The sequence below is a fragment of the Tractidigestivibacter sp. genome (assembly GCF_050946515.1).
In the GTDB taxonomy this organism is placed as follows: Bacteria; Actinomycetota; Coriobacteriia; order Coriobacteriales; family Atopobiaceae; genus Tractidigestivibacter.
This window is the reverse complement of sequence record NZ_JBMNUX010000001.1, coordinates 107,909-129,697: the sequence shown is the minus strand read 5'-3', so window position 1 is coordinate 129,697 and position 21,789 is coordinate 107,909. Positions and strand designations below refer to the sequence as shown.

Genomic DNA, 21,789 nt, shown 5'->3' with positions numbered 1-21,789 from the left:
AGCCGCCGTTCCAATGCCAAGGTTGTCTCCATCTCGGGATGGTTACGTTGCATGACATTGCGCTCGCGGCACGCGATCAGACAATGCCGCGAGCGCCTCGCAAGCGCGCCGCAGGATACGGGGGAATATCTACGGAGCGTCGTTGCGCCTAGTGAAGCTCGGGCCAGAAGTCCTTGTTGGCTTCGATGAGATCGTCCAGGATCTGCTTGGCCACAGAGGCCGAGGGCACGGTCTTCGAGAGCGTGAGCGCCTGCCAAAGCTCCTGGTAGGAGTGGTCAATCCACGCGGAGACCGCGAGCTTCTCGACGGAGACCTGCTGCTCCATCATGCCCTTCTGGAACTGCGGGATGGTTCCCTGGCAAATCTTCTCGTAGCCGTCAGAGCCCACGATGCAAGGAATCTCGACCATCGCCGTGGGGTCAAAGTTCTCAACGGCGCCATGGTTCGGCACGATCAGCATGAAGCGCTCGTGCGTGTTCTCGGCAAGAGCCATGGCAAGGTCGACTATGTACTCGGAGTGCTCGTCGGCCTTCAGGCCAAAGCCCTCAGCGGTGCCCTTCTCGATGATCTGGCGAGCAGTGCCAAACACGTTCTTCTCGCGGCCCTCGCGAACCTCGTCGGTGCGGGTGTGCTTGGGGTCGGTGTGGGCGACCACGTAGTCGGAGTACAGGTAGTACTTGAGGTAGGTGTTGGGGATCGTGTTGGGGTCAACCGCGTAGACGTCCTTGGCCTTGCGGAACGTCGCATCCCAAGAGGCATCGATAAACTGCATGTCAGCGTTTTCGCTGGCATAGCCGTTCTTGGCCATGTGCTCCTTGATGGTGGGCATAAGATCATGGCCTGCCTTGTCCTCGACCTTCCACCACCAGCCAAAGTGGTTGAGCCCGTAGTAGCCGTAGACGAGGTCCTTGTGGTCGTGCAGGCCGCACATGTTGGCCATGATGTCCATGAGGGCGATAGGCATGTCGCAGATGTTGATGATCTTGGAGCTGGGACGCAGGCGACGCGTAGCCTCGGCGACGATGGCCGCGGGGTTCGAGTAGTTCAGCATCCACGCGTTGGGACTGTACTTCTCCATGTAGTCGAGGATCTCGAGGACGCCGCCGATGGAGCGCAGGCCGTAAGCGATGCCGCCAGGCCCGCAGGTCTCCTGCCCAAGGACCCCATACTTCAGAGGGATCTTCTCGTCCTTGTCGCGCATCTCGTACTTGCCGACGCGAATCTGCGCCAGGACGAAGTCGATGCCGGTGAATGCGGTCTCGGGGTCGGTGGTGTACTCGAACTTGACCTCGGGGGCGTTCTCGCGGACGTAGATCTCGCAAGCGCGGGCAATGGTCTCCTGACGCTTGGCATCGTTGTCATACAGGCAGATCCTGTTGATGGGGAACTTCTCCCGATCAGCAATGAGCATCAGCACGACGCCTGGAGTGTAGGTGCTTCCTCCGCCCGCAATGGTCACTGCGTAACTCTGCTTTGACATCTTTCCCTCCCGAAATGTGTGGTCCAAACTTGCATGGCCAGTAAAGGCTCGACTCGGCGAATGCCTTGGCTTGCCTTGCTGTCTAGACATCATTGCTGCCGACAGACACTATAAGGTACTTGTCTAGATATGTCTGTAAAGTGACGCGAACGGTAGGTTTTTGGCTGCCAACGGTAGATTGCGGGGCTTCTGACCGAGAAACGCAATAAAGAGGCCAACGCCACTGACTGCCACATTTATTAACTTCTATTGATTTTTCGTTAGTCGCTATAGCTTGGGAATATCGCTAGCATAGAAGTAAGTGCGACCAATGCGGCAGCATCAAGCAGCGATGATATTGGAGACAACACATGGCACGGGTTTTGTTTGGAAACATCTATTCCGAGCTCAAGAATCGCATTGTCTCCGGCGTTTATCCAAAGGGTACGTTCCTGCCATCCGAGCAGGAGCTGACCTCAAGCTTTGGCTGCTCAAGGATGACCGTCCGCAAGGCCACGTCCCTTCTCGCTAACGAAGGCCTGGTTCAGGCGATAAAGGGGCGCGGCGTGCGCGTGATCTGGGACTCGAAGATCTCTCCCGCAAGCGAGGACGCGTTCACGGTAAGCGGCATCCAGTCGTTTTCGGAGTCGGCACGCGCGATTGGCGCCACGCCATCGGCGCAGGTCGTGCTGCTCGACCACATCGAGTGCACTGAGGACGTCTCATGGGAGTCGGGGCTCCCGAAGGGCGAGGACCTCACGCGCGTGCACCTGTTGCGCTTTCTCGATGGCCATCGGGTGGCGAGCGACCGTCACCTCTTCCCCACCTCGGAGATTCCGGGCATCGACGAGAAGGTGGCAACGTCCTCGCTGTTCCGCTACATCGAGCAGGACCTCGGGATCACGATCTCCATCGCCCAGCGACAGGTGACCGTGGAGGCGGCCACCGACCGCGACCGAGACCTCTTTGGCGACGAATGCCCCGACTTCTTCGCCGTCATGCGCAGCTACACATACAGCTCAAACGGCGAGCAGATAGAGTACGTCGAGAGCCGCTACATACCGAAGATCTTCCATTTCCGCGACACCGCCACGCGCAAGCCAATGCCATAGGCACTGAAGCGGCGCCCGCTCGGAAAGACCGCCGGCGCGGTCATCCAGGCAGGCGCCATTTCGGCAGGTGCTAGCGACCTTCTTCAATACGCTATTTGCTGTTGCGCCCATGTGCGCCGACGGCAACCAGAACCGGCAGCATCAGCGCGACCGTGGCCTGGAATGCGCGCATCCAGTCGTCGCCGAGCACTTGGCGCTGGCGCTTGCGCTCGTCCTTCTCGTCCCCAAACATCCACTTTGCGTTGCGAAGCTTGCCGTACCAGCTGCTGGGGGCAAGAACGCCCGCTTCCCACGTAGCTGCTCGACCAAGGCGGGCGAGAATCCCAAGCACATAGCGAGTAACGCCGAAGCGCCAGCCGAAGAGCTTTCCCATCCTGAAGGCGCTCTTGCGGTCGTAGAACTTGTTGGCGGCGTCGAAGAACGTCATCTCCAAGTCCCACGGGCTCATGTGCTTGGGCTGGAAGGTGGCGTTCATCATGTCGAACACCTCCCAGTCCTCTTCCTTCTCGTTGAGCATGCGTCCCTCGCGCTCATACTGCTCGTAGACGGGCGTTCCCGGGAACGGCGTAAGGACGGCCGGCTGCAGCTTGCTGGCATCGATGTCCTTTGCGAACTGGACGGCGCGCATGATGTCCTCGTGCGTGTCGGTGTCGATGCCGAGCACAATGCTCGCAATCAGCTGGATGCCATGCTCGCGGCACGCCTCGCCGGCGCGTCGGATGTCTTCGACGCTCTGGTGCTTGTCGATGGTGTCGAGAGACTCTTGGTTGAGCGACTCTATGCCGATGAGCACCCAGTTGAGGTGAGCCTTTGCAAGAAGGTCGAGAAGCTCGGGATCATTTGCCATGTCGGTGCGCCCGAAGAAGAACGTCTCCTTGAACTGCAGGTTCTCGTCGATGATGCGACGGCAGATCTCCTTGGCGCGCTCCTTGTCAGCCGTGAAGTTGTCGTCCTCGAAGTTCATGTACTCAAAGCCCATGCGGTGATAGTGCTTGATCTCTGCAATCACGGAGTCAACGGAGCGGCGGCGGTAGGGCGCGAACATGCGGCTGGTGGTGCAGAAGCTGCAGCGATACGGGCAGCCGCGGCTGGTCATGATGTTCGCGGCCTTGACCGGAGTCTTGAGCACTGAGTAGTCGGGCCACGGCACGGAATCGAGGTCGCAGACGGGACGGCACTTGACGATTGGGTCGGTGAGGCGCCCCTCGACGACGTCGAGGATGGTGTTTTCGCCCTCGCCAACCATGACCTGGTCAGCATGGGCAAGCGCCTCTTCCGGAACCGCGCTTGCGTGCATGCCGCCAATCAGCACGCGTGCGTGACCCTTCTCGTGAAACAGGTCTGCCAGCTCGTAGGCGCGTGGCGCGTTGGAGGTCATGGTGTAGAGGCACAAGACGTCGGTCTTCTCGAGCAACCGGTCGTAGTCGAAGCTGCCATTGAGCTCCTCGTAGGCCTCCACGTGGTGACCGGCGCGCTTCACAATTCCCGCAAGGATCAGCGGACCCGTGATCGAGTCGGGCGTTCCATAGACCTGCGCGCCGTACTGATACACCTTGAGCCTGCGGAGCCAAGCCGCAGGAGTGATAAACGTTACGAACATGACTTCCCCTTCGAACGTTACTCGCGATGCCTGGCTGCTTGTTGCTGGACTCGCCGCCGGCAAAGTATTGAGCCTGTGCAGGGAGGTCCGGCGGTAAGGACGATCACCTAGAGGGGCCAACGCCTTCGACCTCAGGGGGCGATATTCCCGGACACTCCCTCCAGCAAGAGACGGTCGCCCTCCACCGGGCTGGCCACTCGCGCGCTCGTCGGGGGCGCTCGTCTGGGCTGGCTGCACACACTCACGGTGACCACCTACAGGGACGGGACCTTCCCTGCACTCACAGAGAAAAGTATGTGGCGAATTCTACCAAATGAATGCCATAATTTTGCATATTGTCATAATTGTAGATTATTTGACAGTATAATAGCTAATTGTTGATACTTGTATACATTTAATGTGTAGAGTACTGTTTTGTACATATTTTTCGGTATTTGTTTGCCCTGAAAGTGCCTATGCACCATGAACGCTGCTAGGTTGCGCGACCTCTGATGCCGAAGAGTCGCACAACCTGGCAGCGGCGCGTTGTGTGGGGCTGGCAATGAATTGATATGCCCATCGTGTGGGTCGCACTTCTCGACCAGACCGCCTGCCTGCAGTTTCTTTGCGACTCGAGCCTCAATGTGCGGATTGCGAGGGAGAGCGTCGGCCGCCTTTCGCGTTGTGTGGGGATTTCCGCCCCCGCAACGGCAGCTTGCCAAGAGGAGCTCGGCAAACCCGCAGGTAGAAAAATGGCACGTAAAAAGTAGCATTCGTCTTGGTCCCACACGATGGGGAATGCAACCGAGAAGAGCCGCATAGGTCCACACGATGAGCTTTGTAATCTGCGCAAACTCCCTGCACCCCCACACGACGAGCAGGACAATTCAGGGAATGTCCCACACAACGGAGACGAGAAGCGCTCTTTGGCAGGTTTCGCGACCTCTGATGCCCGGTCAGCGCCGGGCGGCGGCCCCACTGCCAGGTTCTGCGACCTCTGATGCCCGGTCAACGCCGGGCGGCGGCCCCACTGCCAGGTTCTGCGACTTCTGATGCCCGGTCAACGCCGGGCGGCGGCCCCGCTGCCAGGTTCTGCGACTTCTGATGCTCGAGCCTGCCAAGTTATGCGACCTTTGATGCCCGTTTTGCCAGGTTCTGCGACCTCTGATGCCAGACCTGCCAGGTTGCGCGACCTCTGATGCTGCAAAAGTCGCAAAAGTTGGCAGGGACCACGGGCAAGCCGTTGTGCAGAGCGCCGGCACCCCATTCGAGGAGCCGGCGCTCAAAGCCAGACAGAAAAACCGAAACGCAACGACTGAAGCGCTATACCTCCTTGGGCAGCGGACGCGTGAGCGCGCACGAGACGAGCATGCAGACGCCTGCAAGCACGAACGCGGTCGCGAGGTTGCCACCAGCTGCAGGTATCAATACGTAGCTAGGGAGAAAAACCGCTCCGAGAAGTTCGACGGTCGCGACGAGGCCGCCCGCCGTGCCAGCCAGCTCGGGGCCAATGCCAGCCAGCTTGATGGGAACTGACTGGAGAATCGGCATGTTCCCGCCCAGAAAGAATCCGGCCAGAAACAGCGCTGCAGCCAGGAGGAACCCGTCAGGTGCCATCCACCCAAACGCAACCAAGAGAAATGCGCAAACATCGAGCACGAGCACGGTACGCTTGGTTCCCGCCTTTTGCGCGACCATCGGTACAACAATGCAGCTAACAAGGTTGCCGATAGTATACGCGCTGGAATAGTAGCCAGAAGCGACGGCGTCTATGCCGCGGGACTGCAGAATCGTCGGGACAAACGAGCTCATCACGACGTTTGCCCCCATCACGCAGAACAGAGCGAGGCCGACAAGCCAAACGCCGCTGCTTGACATGACGCGCTTGAGAAGGGCTCCGAGCCCAGGCTGCTCGCCCTTCTCGCCAGCCGCAGGTGCGCTGGATCCGGAGTCGGCAACGGGCTCCGGGTTCCTGTAGAGCGCAAACCATCCGATCGTCGAGGCCACAAAGACCACGAGCGCGACGGCGAATGCGGAGTGACGATTGGGGAAGTACGCAGTTGTCGCCAGAGCCACGGTCATGGCAAGCGTGGAGAATGCAAACCCAATTCCCAGCTTGGACGACAGCTGCTCGGGCGGATACCACGAGCCCAGAAGCTTGGCGCCACAGGAGTTCAAGAACGCAGCGGCAACTCCCGTAAGCGCAAATCCCAGAAAGAGCGTCCCGTAGCTGTTGCCAGCCAAGTTGAGCGCCGCGCCGATGGTAGAAATCACGAACGCGATGCCAACTACCAGGCGCGGATTGTGCTTGTCGACCAAGATCCCAGCCACAAGGGACAGAAAGATCGCCGGGATCATCGGAGCCGTGAAGAGCGAGGAGAACTGGCTCGCCGAGATTGACAGCTCTTCCATCAAGCTGCCAGCAAGCGGAGAAAGCTGGTACTGCGCATAATTAGGAGCAAGATATCCGATGCAGATTGCCGCAAGGGCCATCCCCGCATAGCGTTTTCTACGAGTGTCTTCCACTAACGTCACCCCTTGGAGCCTACTGGTTGTTGGCCTTGTACCACTCGCTCCAGTCGGAGCCGTCGCCAGAGCCCTGCTCCACCATGCGGCCATGGCCAAGCGTCGGAATCTCGGAGACGTCGCGGTCCTCGTTGCGCACCAAATCCTTGTTGTACGGGTAGCGAGCAACGCGCACCTTGACGTCCATCTGGTCGGTGCCGGGCGTGCCCCAGACCAGCGTGAGCTCGCGGCCCTCCTGGATGCAGGCAGGGTCGATGAAGCCAAGCGAGATCATGGTTCCATAGCTGTAGGAGTGGATGCGCCCGCTTGAGATTCCAACCATCCTGCCGGTCTCGTCCAGCACCTTGTCGGCGCGATACTCAAAGCACTGGTTGGCGAAGTTGTAGACGAAGTGGCAGTCGGTGGGATCGGAGATGTCCTCAACGTTGTTGCCTGCGGTATTCATCGCTGCGAATACCTTCCCAACTGACTCGGGATCCCACTCGAGCGTGCAGACGTTGCGCGTCTGGTTTTTCGCGATCTTCTCGAGCGCCTCGCGGCCCATGAAGTCGTGGTTGAACTTCACGAGGAACCCAAGGCCGGTGTCATAAGGAGTGACAAAGCGGGTCTGAAGGTCGTCTCCAACCGACCCGTTGAGCCTGCGGCCCATGTTGTTGCAGGAAAGGCCAGGATGCTCCATGCACCACTTGGCAAGGCCTTCGCCACTCTCAAACCAAGGCAGCGGATAGTGAAGGTTGATGTTCGGGAATCCCGCCTCGGTGTGGTTGAACAGGCAGTAGCAATGCTGTCCCTGCTGCTTTGCGCCAAACTTCTGTCCGGCGGCCCAAATCTTGTTGTAGATCTTGGTGTAGTCGGCAATGGGACCGTGGACCTCGTAGGCAAGGTTCCCGGTCATGCCAAGGTGGATGACCTGCACCGGCGTACCCTCGACGTCCTGGATGCGGTGCTTGGCAAACTTGATGTCGTGCAGGTCAGCCTGGAACGCCTCCTCAAGGATCTCGAGGCTCTTCTCGCCCTGGACCTGGATGAAGAACTCGGTGCCGGACATGTCCTCGCCATGGACGTCGAGGTCCGAGTTCTCGCACAGGTACTGGATTGGCGGATTCAGCCAGTAGGTGCGATAGCGGTCCTCGGCGATGCGGATCACGACGCCGTCGGAGAGGATCTGGCCCTTGTCGTTGCAGATGACGGCGTGGCGCAGGCCAGTGTACTTGAGCTTGGTGAAGTCGTTCACGCAGATGGACTGAAGGAATGCACACGCGTCGGGACCGACGATGTCGTAGATGGGGCTGGTCATCAGCGACACGTTGATCATCGCCGAGGTGCGGTATGCCGTGCTCTCAACCGGCAGCCCATCGTACTCGAAGGGAACGTACACGCCAGGTGCCGGCTGCATCAGCAGCGTTGCGTTCGCGAGCGCCATGTTCATTTCTTGATCTGCCATAGTTGCTCCTCTCATAGTGCCCCCTTCCGGGGCCCGTCTCCTTGATTGCAGTCTGTCGTCCGGCAGCGTTTCGCGATAGGTAAAAGTCGGCGTGGTCTTGTCGGCTTTTTGGGCACTTTTTCACAATGGCGAGAAGGGCCTGCGACCTTGGGGGAGACTCCCTCCGGGCTTGCTCGCGGCTTTGATGAGCTGGCGCAAAGTCGTTCAAGCAATTGCTCCCCTCGGAATAAGGGGGTCCGTCTGCAGCTTGGTGGCCAGCCGAAGTTCGGCATCGTTGTAGTCTAAAAGCAAGGCGCAATCTCTCTTGAAGGTCGTTGTGACAGCAACGGAAGGCAGGACGGACTCGATGAATACGAGCGTTGCGGTGTTGGCTGAGGGGCTTGAGAACGACAAGACGACGGCTGCATGGCGGTCGCCGGCAGGGCACTCGCTGAATCTGGCCGGGGTTCGCCTTTGGGGCGGCAACGAGCCATCGGCGGACATTCGCAAAGACGTTCTTTGGGCATGCGAGAAACCCGACGCCACGAAGCTCGCAAGCGCAGGCGTGCCCATTGCAGTTGCCTGCTCGGCAGACGAGGATCTCGACGCTTTGGCAGACTCGCTCTTCTCGGCAGGAAGAGAGCATGCCGACGTGCTGGCAGTGCGATTCCCCGAAGGCGCAAATGAGCTCGCCAACGTGCTCTTGGGCCAGAAGGAGCGGCTTGACTCCTGGGACCTCCAGCTGGTCGACGCCATCATCGCCCGCCGGCCGTTGCAAGATATTCTCGAGATTGGCGTTCGTCCTCTGGCTAACCCCGTCGCCGTCTTCGACGAGACGAGCGGCCTCATGTCATATGCAGGCGACATTTCCGGAAACTACCAGGGAACCATTTGGGAGGACGTGCTCGACGAGGGCCGCGCCCCCGTCGGCTACTACAGCGCCAGCGAGCGCGCACAAATTACCGCAAAGATCGGCGACGCCGTCGAGCCCACAATCATCCGTCCGAAGCGGGCGCCGGAGCACGAGAATCTGTCTCTGAGCATCTGCGAGGGCAGCCAAATTCTGGGAACCATTGCGCAAGTTGACCTCGACGCCCCTTTCAGCTGCTCGCAGATCTCTCTCGCCATGCACCTGCGCGACCGCCTGGCAGAGGTCTTCCGCACCGCCATCGCCGGACGGCACCACCGCTCCCCCATCGGACACACGCTGCGGCTGCTGATCATGGGCGACGACGTTGAGGAGCACATAGCCGTTTACCAGCTGGAGCGCAAAGGCTGGCACATCGACGACCGCTATTGCCTGATAGTTGCGCAGCTTCCCCAGAAGCAGGGAAAGACCCCGTATAGCGGTCCATACCAGGCAGAGGCCGAGATGCTGCTGCCAGACCCCGTGGTCATCGAGCACGACGGGTACCTTGTGGCGCTCGTGCATCTCGAACAGAGCGAGCCGACGCAGTCTCGCGACAAGCTCATCGAGACCCTACGCCAGCGGCTCGACAAGGACATCCCGTGCGGCGTCAGCGAGGACTTCGAATTTCTCCGCGCGCGCGACGCATGGCGGCAAGCGAGAATTGCCGTTCGCGAGGGCGGCGGCAACGGGCGCGGCGGCGTGTCGACCTTTGAGGAAATGTTCTACCCGACCCTTCTGCACCAGATGGAGCAGAACTTGCCGCTTGGGGTGACGATGGACCCAACCGCGCTACGGATTTCCCAAAGCGACCGAGGGGACGAGCTTCTGAGCTGCATCTTTGCCTATGTCATGAACGGGTGCAACGTCTCTCGGGCGGCGCGGGCGCTCTATATGCACCGGAATACCCTCGAATACCGCATGGGGGCCATCCGCAAGGTCTGGGGCCTGGACATGGACTCGATGGGCGAGGACGAGCTCTTGCGCCTTGCGCTCTCCTGCCGCCTGCTGATGGAGGTAAGCCTGGAGAGCTAGCGTAAGCGCCCGTGCGATAGGCGCCTTTCCGTGCGGTGCGGCGCGTCGCGCCCGATGCCAGGTTGCGCGACTTCTGATGCCGGGCGCTGCCAAGTTACGCGACCTCTGATGCCCGTTTTGCCAGGTTGCGCGACTTCTGATGCTCGACCTGCCAAGTTGTGCGACTTCTGATGTCGCAAAAGTCGCGCAACCTGGCAGCGCGATCCCTTGCCTGTCAACTTGCGCGAGTTCTGATGCCCGGATTGCCGACTTGCGCGACTTCTGATGTCGCAAAAGTCGCGCAACCTGGCAGCGCGATCCCTTGCCTGTCAACTTGCGCGAGTTGTGATGCTCGACTTGACAACTTGCGCGACTTTTGATGCCCACACAACGAGAAGCGTGCTGTCGCTGCCAGGTTCTGCGACTTCTGATGCCGGGCGCTGCCAGGTTGTGCGAGTTCTGATGCCGGAATTGCCAACTTCAGCGACTTCTGATGCTCGGCCTGCCAGGTTCTGCGACTTCTGATGCCGCAGAAGTCGCTGAAGTTGGCACGGGCGCGTAGTGTGGGGCTGCAGCTCTGCTACGTAGAGAGCTCAAAGCCTCCTGAAGCTGATTGGTGATTTATTCCGTCCCGAACGACGCCACAAACAGCGCGGCATTGCCTATCATGGTTCTTCGGCGTGCAATATCTCAGAAAATACTACGAAGGCAGGACAACATGGAATTCTCCGTCGCGCTGCTCGCTCAGGAGCTGGAGCGGGCAGGCAGGGACGTGGCAACGGCAGGCGAGCTAGAGACGCATCTCACGCTCACGGGAATGCACATTTTCCTTGGAGAGGCAGCTGGGACGGGCGCGCCGGGCGAGCTCGTCCTCATTGACCAAAGCCGCATCGACGGCCTGCGCTCCGTCGCCCTTCCCGAGAGTTGCGCGCTGGCAATCGCTTGCCCGCCTGAGCAAGACCTTGCGCTCGCTGCTGAATCTGCCAGCTCAGCCGAGGCCCCCGAGGTCCTTGCCGTCGCATGCAAGGGCGGCGTAGCCGAGCTGGCAAACGCAATTCTCGGTGTGCGGAAGCGCCTGGACGCATGGGACAACAGGCTCCTATGCGCCATGGCGGACAAGTCCCCCCTGCAAAAGATTCTCGACATCGCCGAGATCGGGCTGGACAACCCCTTCGCGCTCTGCAACCGGTCGTCCAAGCTCATCGCCTACGCAGGAACGCTCCCCGATGGCTATCAGCAGACTATCTGGGCCGGCGTCCTCAAGCAGCGCTGCCTGCCGCTTCTGAGCTACTTCACGCCAAAGGAGCGCGACGCCTGGTCGCGCGGCATCCACGACGAGTCGGGCGAGCCGGTGATCGTAGTGAGCACGCACCCCCGCGGGGTAAGGCACATGGCGCTCACCATTCGCCACAAAGGCGAAGTCATTGGCACCATCTCGCTCGTTGACTTCACGCGTACGCTCGGACCCGCGCAGCTGGGGATCGCCATGCACATCCGCGACCGCCTGCAGCAGGCGCTGGTGGCGCTGCTCACCACGCAAGACTTGGAAGACCCGCTGGTCAACAGCCTGCGGCTGCTGCTTTCCGGAGACGAGATGGAGTCGCTCGTGCTGCAGCACCACATGAACGACCGCGGATGGAGCGTCAGCGACCAATTCTGCATGGTAGTCATGCCGCTTCCCAAGGAGACGGACCAAAAGGACGGCGGAGCCTACGCCGAGCAGATGAGAATATCGCACCGCGACGCCATCGTAATCGCCTTCGAAGGCTTTCTGGTGATGGCAAAGCACCTGGGCGAAAGCTCTCGAGACGACCTTCTCGCCCTAAGAAATCAGCTTGAGGACGAGCACTCGCTTGAGGTGCCATGCGGCATCAGCGACGAGTTCGAGCTGCCAGACGCTCGCGCGGCATATCGTCAGGCGCTCATCGCCCTCAGCGAAGCAAAGCGCAGCTCAAAGGGAATAGCGCTCTTCTCCGACACGTTCAGAAGCTACATCCTGGCACTTGTCGAGCAGGCGCAGCCGCTGGGCGTGACCTGCCATCCCGCAGCGCTCCGCTGCGCCCGCAGAGACGACGCCCGCGACGCGCTCGCGTGCCTTTCCTCGTTCATCCTCCACGGCGAGAACGTGACGCAGACGGCCCGCGCGCTCTTCGTGAACCGCAACACCTTTGAGTATCGCATCAAGACGCTGCAGGCCGACCTCGGTCTCGACATGGCGCACATGAGCGAGGAGGAGCAGTTCAGGCTTCTGTTCTCGTGCCAGATGCTCCTCGAGAAGGGCGAGCAGTAGGGCGAATCAGAGCGTCAATACGCTTGGGGCCGCGGAGCTGCCCTGCGGCTCCTCCTGCCTACGCTATGCCGTCACGCTCCTCGGCCTGGTCCATGCGATAGGCAACCACGAAGCCTCCAGCAAAGCAGGCAAGCGAGATGACCAGCGTGAGCGCGTCGGGAAACGACGTCGGGAAGATGAGCAGCGTGGACGCCAGCATGAAGCCAAGCACGATGCGAGAAGCCAGCGCGTAGTTGCTCTGGAGCAGGCCGTTCACGTAGCGAGCCGTGGCCGCGACCGTGATGACCAGGCCGATGACCAAGGGGAGGATGACGCCAAAGTCAAGTCGCGCGATGCCCGCGGTCATCGGCTCATAGAGGCCCATGAAGATCAGGATCGACGACGAGCTCAGGCCAGGCACCACCATGGAGAGGCCCCACACGAGGCCGCAGAAGAGATACCACCACGTGTTCGGCTGGATGGAGCCGCCGGTAGAGTTAGAGAGCACCGAGAAGAACAGATACGCTCCCGCAAGCGTGAGCACCAAAGGCGTCCAGCCGACAGTGCGGCCCTGCGTCTTGTCTGCGAGCTCGGACTTCTTCAGAAGGGCCGGCACGGTGCCGCAGATGAGACCAGCAAAGAGCATCAGCGCGACTGCGGAGGACGTCTCAAAGAGGAGCTCCACGGCATTGGCCAAAAGCACAAACCCCAAGACCCAGCCGATCACAAAGGGCACGAACATGCGCCCGTGCTTCCTGATTGCCTCTTTGGGATGGGAGAGGAGCTCCATCAGCGGGTCGTAGATGCCAAACGCAACAAGCATGACTCCGCCGCTCACGCCTGGAAGGATGGCTCCGACGCCGACGATCGCTCCCTGCACCGCAAGGATCAGGTCATGCTTGAGCGAGTTATTGTTCTTTGTTGCTTCCAATTCAGAATCCTGTCCGCGAGCTATTTGCCAACGATTTGAATTCTGCCCCGCAAGCCTAAAGACAATCTATGGTCGCGGCATCTTCGCTATTTGTACGCACAAAAAGAGCGGGGGCCGCCATGAGGCGGTCCCCGCATCGCACGCTCTAGAGCGCCCTACTCGTAGCGCTCGTCGATCACGCGCTTGGTCTTCTTCTCGCTTCTTGGGAGCACGCCGAGCTCCACGATCTTGACCATCGGCGTGAATCCGATGCGGTTCTTGACCTCGTGCGCGACCTCCTCGGAGAGGTCCGCCCAGTCCTGCGTGCCGTCAGTCTCCACGTAGATGCGCATGGTGTCCTTGCCCTCGAGGTGAGACAGGCGAATCTGGTACTCGCTCGAGAGCTGCGGGTAGAGGGCCAGCACCTCCTCGATCTGCTTGGGAAACACGTTCACGCCATGGATCTTGAACATGTCGTCCGAGCGGCCCTGGATGGTGTCTATGCGCGGGTACTTCGAGCCGCACTCGCACTCGCCGGGGATGATGCGCGACAGGTCATGCGTGCGGAAGCGGATCAGCGGCGCGCCCTCCTTGACCAGCGTGGTGATGCAGATCTCGCCCCACTCGCCGTCAGGGACGGGGTCCCCGGTCTTTGGGTCAACGATCTCGAGGTAGATGTAGTCGTCCCAGATGTGCATGCCGCAGTCGTACTTGCAGCTGATGCCAATGCCCGGCCCGTAGACCTCGGTCAGGCCGTAAATGTCGTAGGTGTCTATGCCAAGGCCGTCCTCGATGCGCTTGCGAATCTTCGCCCCCCAGCGCTCGGAGCCGATCACGCCATGCTTGAGCGCGATCTTGTCGCGAAGGCCGCGCGCCTCGACGGCCTCAGCCAGAAGCAGCGCGTAGCTGGACGTGGCGCAGATGACCGTCGACTGCATGTCCACCATGAACTGCAGCTGCTTCTCGGTGTTGCCAGGACCCATCGGGATGGCCATGGCGCCCAGGCGCTCGGCGCCAGCCTGAAATCCGATGCCCGCGGTCCACAGGCCATAGCCGGGCGTTATCTGGATGCGGTCGCGGTTGGTGACGCCGGCGAACTCGTAGCAGCGCTTGAACTGCTCCGCCCAGTCCTCCACGTCCTTGGCGGTGTAGGGAACGATGACCGGGGTGCCCGTGGTGCCCGACGACGAGTGGATGCGCACGATCTTCTCCTCGGGCACGGCGGCAAGGCCCAGCGGGTAGGCATCGCGCAGGTCCTGCTTCTGCGAGAAGGGCAGCTTCAGGAACTCCTCCTTGGAGGAGACGCCCGTGATGCCAGCCTCCTTCAGGCGCTGGCCGTAGAAGTTGTTCGAGGCGCGAAGGCGCTCGATCTGGCGGTTGACAAGCTCAAGCTGCTGGTCTGAGATCTGCATGGGAACCCCTTTCTGTGTTTTCGTTCAAAGGCGTCGTGGGCGGGCGAGAAGGGCTACGCGCCTCTTAGGCGCGCTCGAAGCCATACGAGAAGGCCTTGAGGTCGGCCTCGACGAAGCGCTCTGAGACGCGGTCGCGAATCTGGTCTTTGAGCGCGTCCGCGGAAAGGCCGAGCGCGCCAGTCCTTGCAGCCACTCCAAGAAGGACGACGTTCAAGAACTTGGCCGAGCCCGTCTCGCGCTCGGCGGCAGAAGCGTCTACGACCACAAGCCTGTCGGACGAGACGCGCTTGCGCAGGTACGCCATGATTGCGTCGAGGTCATAGGCAGGCCCTCCCGTCATGGCGCTCACGGGCACGACCGGCCGGTCTGCGACGATGACGGTTCCGTCCTTGCCAAGGAGCGGCAGTCGGCGCACCGCCTCGGCGGGCTCGAACGAGATCAAGAGGTCTGCCGAGCCGTTGCCGATGAGCGGAGAGTGGGTGTTCTCCCCTATGCGGACGTTGCTCATCACCGAGCCGCCGCGCTGCGCCATGCCGATGGTCTCGGCGGCCTTGACGGCAATCCCGGCGCTCATGGCCGCGCCCGAGATGAGCTTGGACGCAAGGACGGTGCCCTGCCCGCCGACGCCGCAAAGGACGATGTCAGTGCTCATCAGCGCTCACCTCCCGAAATGGCATGCGTGGGACAAATCTGCTCGCAAAGGGTGCAGCCCGTGCACTGGGACGAGTCGATGGCGACCTTTCCGTCAGGCTGCGGCACCAGGGCCGGGCAGCCAAGCTCGCGGACGCAGCGCTTGCAGCCGATGCAGACCTCTGCGTCCACGTGCGCCTGCTCGCGGCGTGGGTGCTCGAGGAACACGCACGGGCTCTTGAAGATGATCGCCTTCACGCCGGGCTGCGCCTCGACGCGTCGCACGGCCTCGACGGCAGCGGCATGGTCGAGCGGGTCGACGGTCTCGACGCAGGCAAGGCCGATCGCGCGAAGCACGCGCTCTATCGAGACGGGCGTGACCTTCTCGCCCGTGGCGAGGCGTCCCGTGCCGGGATGGGGCTGGTGGCCGGTCATGGCCGTGGTCGAGTTGTCGAGGACGCAGACCGTGAGGTCGGCCTGGTTGTAGAACGCGTTCACGACGCCCGTGATGCCTGACGCGAAGAACGTGGAGTCTCCCACGAAGGCAAAGGCGTGCGTGTCGGGCTCGACGTGCCAGAGGCCCTGCGCAACGGTGATGCCTGCGCCCATGCAAAGGCAGGTGTCGCACATGTCGAGCGGCGCGGCGTTGCCAAGCGTGTAGCAGCCTATGTCTCCGCAGAAGACGCACTTCTTGCCGCGCATCGCCGCCTTGACTGCGTAGAAGCTGGCGCGGTGCGGGCACCCGGCGCAGAGCACCGGCGGACGCACCGGAAGCTGAGGGGCGTCGTCTGCCGCAGGCGCGACCGAGGATGCATCGACGTCCTTACGGCCGAGGAACTTCGAGACGACCTCCCCCACGTATGCGACGGAGTTCTCGCCTGAGGGCTTCACGTCGCCGGTCAGCTTGCCGCGGATGCGCACGTCAAGGTGGTTGCGGCCGCAGACCTCAAGCAGCGCGCGCTCGATCACCGGGTCAAGCTCCTCGACGCAAAGCACCTCGTCCAGCCCCTCCAGAAACTGGAGCGCCAGCCGCTCGGGAAACGGGAACGGCGTGGCCACGCGCATCAGGCGCACGTCGTCGTCCGGGCGGACGTTCTCAAGGGCGTACTGCCAGTTGATGCCATGGCTCGCGATGCCCAGGCGGGGCTTTGCCCCAGAGGCGGGCTCGACCACCTGGTTGCGAGGGTAGTCGGAGAGCTCGTCAGAGAGGCGGGCGTTGCGCTGCTCGATTGCCGCGTGGCTTCTGACCGAGAGCGCCGGGAAGATGACCCAGCGCTTGGGGTCGCGCACGAACCCCTCGGGCACATGCCGCGCTCGCTCGCTCGGCTCTGCCACCTCAACGGCCTCGTAGCCGTGGTCGATGCGCGTCGTCGCGCGCAGGAAGACGGGCGAGTTCAGGCGCTCGGAGAGCTCGAACGCCTCCCCCACCATCTGGTAGGCCTCCTCGACGGAGCAGGGGTCAAAGACGGGGACCTTGGAGAAGCGCGCGAAGGTGCGCGTGTCCTGCTCGGTCTGGCTCGAGATGGGGCCCGGGTCGTCGGCGACGACGATCACCATGCCGCCCTTGACGCCCACGTACTCCAAGCTCATGAGCGGGTCTGCCGCTACGTTGAGCCCCACGCACTTCATGGTCACAAGCGAGCGGGCGCCCGCGTAGGCGGCGCCAGCCGCCACCTCCATGGCGGCCTTCTCGTTGACCGACCACTCCACGTGCACGTCCTTGGGATGCTCGGCCGCTATGGTCTCGATGATCTCGGTGGACGGCGTGCCGGGATAGCCCGCGACAACGTTCACCCCCGCCGCGAGGGCGCCAAGCCCAATGGCCTGGTTGCCCATCAGGAATCTCTTCTGCATAACCTCACCCTTCACGAAAGCATGCGATGAGGAAAACCCTACCACCGAGAGGGGCCTCGCGTCGGCGTCGTTGCGCGACCGTTACGAAAGCGCGGCGGCAAGCGCCTACAATGATTTCTGAGCCCTTCGGCAATGGATGCCCATGGGGACCGAGAAGGATCGCCTCAAGAAGCCTAAGGATCAATTGAGGGGGCAAGCGCCATGTACAACCCGCAGCTTGACACGTTCATCAAGGTGGCCGAGCTCGGAAGCTTCTCCAAGGCGGCCGAAGAGTCCTACATCACCCCCACGGCCGTCATCAAGCAGATCAACCACCTGGAGCAGCGGCTTGGAGTCAAGCTCTTCGTGCGCACGCACCAGGGCATCGTGCTTACGGACGCGGGACGCTCGCTCTATCGCGACAGCGTCTACATCACGAAGTACTGCCAGGACTCCGTCGAGCGGGCGCGTCGCGCCTCGCAGGACGTTTCCGACGTCGTCCGGATAGGCGTATCGCCCACCACGCCGGCAACGTTCTTCACGCGCCTGCACGTGAACATGGCAGACGCCTTTCCCGGCATGCGCTTCCAGTTCGTCCCCTTTGACAACACGCCGGAGAACGCGCGAGAAATTCTTGGACACCTGGGACAGAACATCGATATCGTCGCCGGCATCTTGGACGACGTGATCACCGAGCGCAACAACTGTGCCGCGACGCTCCTGACGGCGGTTCCCGCCTGCGTTGCCGTGCCCCTTGGCCACCCGCTCGCAAAGCTTGACTCGCTCGCGCCGTCGGACCTCGACGGGCAGGAGCTCATGATGCTTCGTCGCGGCTACATGGGCCAGATGGACGACATCCGCAACTACCTGCGCCGAGAGCACCCGACCACCCATATCGTCGACATCCCGTTCTACGACACCGAAGCCTTCAACACGGCGGAGAACAGCGGCCGGGCGATCGTTGCCGTCCAGGCATGGGAAGACATCAACCCCCTGCTTCGCATCATGCCGGTAAGGTGGGACTTCGCGCTTGGCTTCGGCATCCTCCACGCAAAGCAGCCTTCTCCGACAATCGAGAAGTGCCTGGATTCGTTCAAGCGCTACTTCGAGTAGCGCGACAGTCAGATCGAGATTAAAAGAAGGCCGGCCGCCCACGTTCTGGACGGTCGGCCTTGCGAAGTCGAGCGCTCCTCGAGAAGCCCTAAGCCTCGTCGTAGGTGATGAGCTGCACGTCGCCTTGCGACTCGACCCACGCGCGAATCTGGGGGTCGGTTGCCATCTCCACCTCTTTGGCCCTGTTGAGCGTGAGGCTCGAGTGGGACAAGAGGTAGGCGTCGACGTAGCCGGGGTGGCAGACGTAGGTGTTGGGCATGTCCTCGCGCGCCTCGCTCACCCCGCGGCGGAACCACTCGCGGGCATCGTACTGCTCAAACGGGAGCATGCAGCCGGAAGCGCAGATGCTCATGGGCTTTCCGTCGAAGGTGCACTCCATGGACGGGAGCACCACGCGGTTGTAGCGCAGCCCATGGCGCTCGGCCACGATGCCCAAGGCCTTGTCAAGGTTCCAGCTCATGACGGCGTGCCCCTCGAAGTAGCTGGGGTCGTGCCCGACGAGCTCGACAAAGCGCTGGTACTGAGCCTCGATCTCGATCACCATCTCATCCAGGCTGGCAAACTCCTCGCCCTTTGCAAAGGCCTCTCGATAGGTGCGGCTGCTCTTAAGGTTGCCTTGCTCGTCCACGAGCGAGGGGATCAGCTTGGGGTCAGCGCACGGCTTGCCGAGGCAGACGTTGGTATGCTGACCGAGGCAGACGCCCGTGCCGTCAAGCAGGGCAAGCCCCATCTTTACGGTGGGCATGTTGGGCATAACCCCAACGCTGCCGATGATACCGTCCTTCACGGTCTTGGCGATGCCAAGGTTTACCGCCTCGCTGTATCCAAGGTCGTCTGCCCTCACGATGATGCGCTTCATGATAGGAACTCCTCCTCTTTCCTAGATCCTATGCCTCGGCGATGGCCGCTGCGCCCTGCTCGGGAGCGCCCTCGATCTCTTCCTTGGTGAAGCCGAAGAAGTAGGTGAGCGCGGCCGTGGCAAGCATGGAGATGACGCAGGTGATGACGCCGTTGACGAGGTTCATGGGGTCATCCGAGATGAAGCTCACGATGGAGAGGAATCCGGAAGGCCCGAGCAGGTAGAAGCCGACGTGGGTGAGCGCGCCGTAAAGGCCGCCGATGGCGCCGCCAAGGATGAGCGTGAGCAGGCAGCGACGATACTTGAATGCGATGCCATAGAGCGTAGGCTCGGTGACGCCGCCCACGAAGCCAGAGATGAAGTAGCCAAGCGCCAGGGCCTTGTCGTCCTTGTTGCGCAGGCGCAGGAAGGCGCCGAGGGCAAGGCCGTATGCGCCCCAGGTGGCGCCCGTCGCGCCAATCATGACGCCGAAGTCGACGCCGACGGTGAGCAGGTTGTTCATGGTGAAGACGGCGAGGACGAGGTGCATGCCGGACAGCACGAGGAAGGTCCAGAGTCCGGAGACGATAACGACCACGATGGCATTGCCGATGCCGCCCATGCCGCTTGCGGCGATGAACAGGGCGCCGATGAGGTTGCCGAGGACAGATCCGATGGGAGCGATGGCGCAGAACTCGATGGGCACCATGATAACCATGGTCACGAACGGGGTGAAGATGGTCGAGAGGACCTCAGGCATGATCTTGTTGACGAAGCGATAGACATAGCCCATGATCCATACGGAGATGATCGCAGGCAGAATGGTCTGCGAGTAGTCGTTGAGCATGCAGGGGATGCCAAAGATGGTGAAGGGCTCGCCATTCTCGACGACGGTGACGAAGCCAGGGACCACCAGCATGGCCCCTGCGTACATGCCCAGAAGCGGGTTTACCCCGACCTTCTTGGCGGCTGTGTAGCCCGTGTAGATGGGCAGGAAGTAGAAGAACGAGTCGTACAGGAAGCTCAGCGTCGTGTAGAGGTCGGTCCCCTCTTGGATGAGGTTGAGCATCGTGGGCCCGCAGAACATCATCACGGTGCGGAACATTGCCGCCGTGATCATGACCGGGATGAGCGGGGTCATGCAGCTTGACATGTAGTCGAGAATAGCCCCGCCAATGGCCTTGGGAGAGTGGTCGCGCTTCTTGGGAGCCTCGTCGAGGTTCTCGTCGATGGCGTCCTGACGAGCGATGCCGCCGATGGCGCAGAACGCGTCGTAGACCTTCGGCACGTTCTGGCCAATGATAATCTGAGTCTGCTTGCCGACCTCCATGACGCCCAGCACGCCCTTGATGCCCTTGACCTTCTCGAGATCTGCCTTGTCCTGATCCCTGAGGTTCAAACGTAGCCTCGTCATGCAATGCGCCGCAGAGGCAACGTTTTCTGGACCTCCGATAGCGTCAAGGACTTCGGTCGCGATTCTGCGATCATTGTCTTCCATAACGCCCTTCCCTTCGCTGCTAGATTTGCCATTGGCCGAAAGGCGTCAGCCTTCCTGGCCCTCCTGTTGGCTTGAATTCTTGCAGGGGGCAGCTCGTTGCGGAAGTTCCGCTCTGTACAGGTGCTATAACCTTTAGGTTCAATCGTCTGTCCTAAAGGAGACTTCATTGACAAGGGCACTCGGAAGACACTGATGCCAGCAAGGCGAAAGCCACAGGCTAGCAACCCAATGGAAGGCGGACGAAATGAAGAAGCGCGTTATCGGCACCGGTTCTGCAGCAATGGAGGTTTCGGCGGTTGGCTTTGGATGCATGGGCCTCTCCCATGCCTATGGAGCCCCTACCGACGAGAAGGAGGGCATCGACCGCCTGCGCGAGGCAGTCGAGATTGGCTACACCTTCTTCGACACGGCGGAGATGTATGGCACCCCTGATGACCCGTACATGAACGAGCGGCTGGTGGGAAAGGCCTTCGAGCCCATCCGCGACAAGGTGAAGATCGCGACCAAGTTCGGCATCCGCTTTGACACCTCAAGCGGCACCACTCCCTACCCCATCGTGATGAACTCCACCCCCGAGCGCATCCGTGAGTCCGTCGAGGGCTCGCTCAAGCGCCTGCGCACCGACCACATCGACCTCTACTACCAGCACCGCATCGACCCCAACACCGAGCCCGAGGTGGTTGCCGGAGTGATGGCCGACCTCATCAAGGAAGGAAAGATACTGCACTGGGGCATCTCGCAGGTGGACGAGGATTACCTGCGCCGCGCGCACGCAGTCTGCCCGGTCACGGCCGTCGAGAACCGCTACTCCATGATGGCCCGCGCCTACGAGCCGCTCTTCCCCGCCCTCGAGGAGCTCGGCGTGAGCCTCGTGGCCTTCAGCCCGCTTGCCAACGGCCTTCTGAGCGGCAAGTACGGCAAGGGAATGACCTTCGACAAGAAGTACGACTATCGCAGCGCCATGCCGCAGTTCACCGACGAGGCCATGGAGAAGAACCAGCAGCTCCTGGACCTTGTGCACAAGACTGCAGAGGAGCACAACGCGACCGACGCGCAGATATCGCTCGCATGGATGATGTGCCGGAACTTCAAGCCGGGCATCGTGCCCATTCCTGGCACCCGCAAGGTCGAGCGCATGCGCGAGAACGCCGCCGCGTCGGAGATCGAGCTGAGCTTCGACGAGGTCTCTGCGATTGACGCTGCCTTGGACGAGATTCCCATGTCAGGCGTGTTTGGCGAGAAGCGATAGGAGCAAGGCTCTTAAAG

15 protein-coding genes are annotated in these 21,789 nt (G+C 61.5%); 5 read left to right on the top strand and 10 right to left on the bottom strand.

Translation table 11 applies throughout. The annotated features are described in order from the left end of the window. Positions 1–148 precede the first annotated feature (148 nt). Positions 149–1,480: a 6-phospho-alpha-glucosidase gene (locus ACOYJL_RS00545; RefSeq protein ID WP_433568243.1), complete on the bottom strand. Its 1,332-nt coding sequence runs from the start codon at positions 1,478–1,480 to the stop codon at positions 149–151. A 350-nt stretch (positions 1,481–1,830) separates the two neighbouring features. Here ACOYJL_RS00545 and ACOYJL_RS00540 point away from each other — a divergent pair, with 350 nt between their 5' ends. Then, positions 1,831–2,571, top strand: a complete 741-nt coding sequence (locus ACOYJL_RS00540) for a UTRA domain-containing protein (protein WP_433568242.1) — start codon at positions 1,831–1,833, stop codon at positions 2,569–2,571. Between the two features lie 91 nt (positions 2,572–2,662). Here ACOYJL_RS00540 and ACOYJL_RS00535 read toward each other — a convergent pair whose 3' ends face one another. The 3 genes from ACOYJL_RS00535 to ACOYJL_RS00525 all read right to left on the bottom strand — a co-directional run bounded on the left by ACOYJL_RS00535 (position 2,663) and on the right by ACOYJL_RS00525 (position 8,120). Next, complete coding sequence (locus ACOYJL_RS00535) at positions 2,663–4,171, bottom strand: B12-binding domain-containing radical SAM protein (protein ID WP_433568241.1); 1,509 nt, start codon at positions 4,169–4,171, stop codon at positions 2,663–2,665. Positions 4,172–5,473: 1,302 nt separating this feature from the next. Beyond that, positions 5,474–6,676, bottom strand: coding sequence for an MFS transporter (locus tag ACOYJL_RS00530; protein WP_433568240.1), 1,203 nt, complete (start codon positions 6,674–6,676; stop codon positions 5,474–5,476). 19 nt (positions 6,677–6,695) lie between these two features. Next, positions 6,696–8,120, bottom strand: a complete 1,425-nt coding sequence (locus ACOYJL_RS00525; RefSeq protein WP_433568239.1) for a hypothetical protein — start codon at positions 8,118–8,120, stop codon at positions 6,696–6,698. 346 nt (positions 8,121–8,466) lie between these two features. On the opposite strand from ACOYJL_RS00525, the gene ACOYJL_RS00520 reads away from it, so the two are divergent. Together ACOYJL_RS00520 and ACOYJL_RS00515 are read left to right on the top strand one after the other, a co-directional pair. Next, positions 8,467–10,041: a PucR family transcriptional regulator gene (locus ACOYJL_RS00520; protein WP_433568238.1), complete on the top strand. Its 1,575-nt coding sequence runs from the start codon at positions 8,467–8,469 to the stop codon at positions 10,039–10,041. Between the two features lie 697 nt (positions 10,042–10,738). Continuing rightward, a complete protein-coding gene (locus tag ACOYJL_RS00515; protein ID WP_433568237.1) occupies positions 10,739–12,310 on the top strand; it encodes a PucR family transcriptional regulator in 1,572 nt (523 codons plus the stop codon). A 58-nt stretch (positions 12,311–12,368) separates the two neighbouring features. Here the strand turns inward: ACOYJL_RS00515 and ACOYJL_RS00510 are convergent, their stop codons facing one another. From ACOYJL_RS00510 to iorA, 4 genes are all read right to left on the bottom strand, one after another. Further along, positions 12,369–13,220 (bottom strand): DUF368 domain-containing protein, encoded by an 852-nt coding sequence (locus ACOYJL_RS00510; RefSeq protein WP_433568236.1) that lies wholly within the window; start codon positions 13,218–13,220, stop codon positions 12,369–12,371. Between the two features lie 155 nt (positions 13,221–13,375). Next, positions 13,376–14,611, bottom strand: a complete 1,236-nt coding sequence (locus tag ACOYJL_RS00505; RefSeq protein WP_433568235.1) for a phenylacetate--CoA ligase family protein — start codon at positions 14,609–14,611, stop codon at positions 13,376–13,378. A 64-nt stretch (positions 14,612–14,675) separates the two neighbouring features. Beyond that, entirely contained in the window at positions 14,676–15,263 is a 588-nt protein-coding gene (locus tag ACOYJL_RS00500; protein ID WP_433568234.1) for an indolepyruvate oxidoreductase subunit beta, read from the bottom strand. After that, positions 15,263–17,095 carry an indolepyruvate ferredoxin oxidoreductase subunit alpha gene (gene iorA, locus ACOYJL_RS00495; protein WP_433568233.1) on the bottom strand — a complete coding sequence of 611 codons (1,833 nt, stop codon included), beginning with the start codon at positions 17,093–17,095 and terminating at the stop codon, positions 15,263–15,265. Before iorA ends, ACOYJL_RS00500 begins: the two co-directional genes overlap by 1 nt. 201 nt (positions 17,096–17,296) lie before the next feature. On the opposite strand from iorA, the gene ACOYJL_RS00490 reads away from it, so the two are divergent. Then, positions 17,297–18,187 (top strand): LysR family transcriptional regulator, encoded by an 891-nt coding sequence (locus ACOYJL_RS00490; RefSeq protein ID WP_433568232.1) that lies wholly within the window; start codon positions 17,297–17,299, stop codon positions 18,185–18,187. An 88-nt stretch (positions 18,188–18,275) separates the two neighbouring features. Here ACOYJL_RS00490 and ACOYJL_RS00485 read toward each other — a convergent pair whose 3' ends face one another. Both ACOYJL_RS00485 and ACOYJL_RS00480 read right to left on the bottom strand, forming a co-directional pair. Continuing rightward, positions 18,276–19,046 (bottom strand): ChbG/HpnK family deacetylase, encoded by a 771-nt coding sequence (locus ACOYJL_RS00485; RefSeq protein WP_433568231.1) that lies wholly within the window; start codon positions 19,044–19,046, stop codon positions 18,276–18,278. A gap of 28 nt (positions 19,047–19,074) precedes the next feature. After that, positions 19,075–20,523, bottom strand: coding sequence for a PTS transporter subunit EIIC (locus tag ACOYJL_RS00480; protein WP_433568230.1), 1,449 nt, complete (start codon positions 20,521–20,523; stop codon positions 19,075–19,077). Between the two features lie 244 nt (positions 20,524–20,767). Here ACOYJL_RS00480 and ACOYJL_RS00475 point away from each other — a divergent pair, with 244 nt between their 5' ends. Beyond that, positions 20,768–21,772 (top strand): aldo/keto reductase, encoded by a 1,005-nt coding sequence (locus ACOYJL_RS00475; protein WP_433568229.1) that lies wholly within the window; start codon positions 20,768–20,770, stop codon positions 21,770–21,772. The last annotated feature ends 17 nt before the right edge of the window (positions 21,773–21,789 follow it).